The sequence below is a fragment of the Bacillus sp. DNRA2 genome (assembly GCF_012843265.1).
Taxonomy (GTDB): domain Bacteria; phylum Bacillota; class Bacilli; order Bacillales; family Cytobacillaceae; genus Bacillus_BU.
On sequence record NZ_JABAIT010000066.1, the window covers coordinates 1 to 2170 of the forward strand.

A 2170-nucleotide genomic window follows, 5' to 3' on the forward strand; every position below is an offset into this window, starting at 1 on the left:
CCGTTCGCTTTGGCTGTTTCTGCGATACTCAAACAAATTGCGTTGGCTTTTGCACCAGCTTCACTAACAGAATGGAGCCAGTTTTTGCGGCCAATCACACTTGGACGGATGGCATTTTCCGCTGGATTATTATCAATTTCTATGCGCCCATCATTTAAGAAAGCTTTGAGTCCATTTGCCCTGTTTAATGTGTATTCTGCTGCTTTTGCGAGGGCATTTTTCCCGTAGAAGGGTGAATTTTCAACCCAATGAAGGAATTTTTCAACGATGGGCTTCGAGTACTTTTTGCGTTTTTTTCTTCGCTTGCTGGGAGACAAATGTTTAAATTCCCTTTCCAAACGATATAACTCATCACAATAGCTCACTCCAATTCGCCCATTTTTGCTGTCGGCCTTTAGCCAATAACGGCGACAATGTGCCCAACAATTCGCGAAAGAAACCCCATCTATTTTGTCGTATGCAGAATAACCATCACAGATTATTGTACCGGAAAAATCTCGAATGAAGCTTTCAAGGACAAACCTAGCCCGTGACAACGAACTTTGAAACAGGGTAATCGTTGGACCTTGACTTGGTACACTACGATAGACCCAATTATAGGCGTTGGTTTGACCAGATTTCCCGTCAGATCGGTTAATAATTTGCGCGTAAGTTTCGTCGACATGTAAAAGCGATTTATCCATCATCAATTGCTTCATTCGTTCGTAAATAGGCAATAACCAATCACTTGATGCACGAATAACCCAGTTCGAAAGGTTTTTATCGTTAGTATTCAGACCATAACGATCCCATTCCTTTACCTGACGGTAAAGTGGGAGATATTGTGCAAATTTGTCATAGATGACTTTGGCAAGTACGCTAGGGCTGGCGATGCTACGTTGAATAGCTGGTTGCGGCGCTTTTCCACGTTTTATTTGCGCCGGCTGCGATCCATCACCTTTACAGATTTTGCATTCATATGCATGTTCAAAATGCTGCACCTTCATCATTTTTGCAGGAATAAATTTGGCCTCTTCACGCACAAGAGTACCGCCGATTTCAATCATCTGATGTTGGCAACAGTCACAGATTATATTTTCAGGGTGATGATGAATCGTCTCCACTTCTACATCATCACACAATGAGTCATTTCGTTTTTTCTTTTGAATTTTACGAACAACAGTATAAGAAATTACCTGTTGGCTTTGTTCTACTGTGTGCTCAGTTTCATTAAAAGACGGGTCATCCTCAAACAATGAACCTTGCCCATCGGGCACATTGTATTTGGATTTTTCGGTTTTAGACCCATATATGAGCTTTGTTAATTGGCGAAGTTGTTCAGATAACGCTTCGTTCTGCTTCAATGCTTTATCTAACTTCTTCGATAACTCTTGGTTTTGTTTATTCGAATGAGCCAGTTGTTCCTCAAGCAATCGAATTAATTTTTCGTATTGATTTTCAGTAGTAGAAGCGTTAGCCACACCATTCACCACTTTCCGTTCGAATTCGCTCCTATTATTATAGCTAGTTCGGAAGGTTGAATAAAGGTAAAATTCACAAAATTTAGAACTCCCCTTTTGTTGATGGTTGAATCGCCTTAGGTTGCTGAATCGCTAAACCTTCAAGGAGCCATCTAAGCTCCTTTTGTGAAAGGTTGCGAACTTCATTTTCATCTTTAGGCCATTGAAGTTTTCCGTTATCAAGGCGCTTATAAAGCATGGCGAAGCCATCGCCATCGAAATACAAACATTTATATCTATCTTTACTCCATCCGGAAAATAGGAAAATGGAATCGCCATACGGATCAAGTTCAAATGAATCTTGTATTAGTGTGGCAAGTCCATCAATGCCTTTCCGCATGTCGGTTTTTCCGCAAATAATATAGATATTTTTCACACTTGTGTAATCGTGCTTCATAGATGTTTCAACTCCCTCATAACAGTTTGTATAATGTGCTCATCCACGCCATTAAAAAAGGAGATTTCAGCGTTTGCCGTATTGATTGTGCAAATGCTAGAGGAAGGATCAACGGATGAAGCCGGTTTGAAAGGACTTTTGCTAACTGGATCGAGCGTAACGGGGACAATGGTTAATTTTTGTTGTGGCATAAGAAAGCACCTCCTTTAATTGATACGTGTATCGTACCAGGAGATGCTGCTTGTTTATATGCGTAGTTTGAATTCGGGCTTAC

Annotated in this window: 3 protein-coding genes; all 3 read right to left on the bottom strand. The window is 40.6% G+C overall.

Going from position 1 to position 2170, the window contains the following annotated elements:
- The coding region (tnpC, locus tag HHO41_RS21940; protein WP_169102714.1) for an IS66 family transposase at positions 1 to 1460 on the bottom strand (1460 nt) is incomplete at its 3' end.
- An 82-nt stretch (positions 1461 to 1542) separates the two neighbouring features.
- The gene (tnpB, locus tag HHO41_RS21945) at positions 1543 to 1896 is read right to left on the bottom strand and encodes an IS66 family insertion sequence element accessory protein TnpB (RefSeq protein ID WP_169102721.1); all 354 of its coding nucleotides are present in this window, start codon (positions 1894 to 1896) and stop codon (positions 1543 to 1545) included.
- The gene (locus HHO41_RS21950; RefSeq protein ID WP_169102722.1) at positions 1893 to 2087 is read right to left on the bottom strand and encodes a hypothetical protein; all 195 of its coding nucleotides are present in this window, start codon (positions 2085 to 2087) and stop codon (positions 1893 to 1895) included. The genes tnpB and HHO41_RS21950 overlap by 4 nt, the downstream gene beginning before the upstream one ends.
- Between the last annotated feature and the right edge of the window lie 83 nt (positions 2088 to 2170).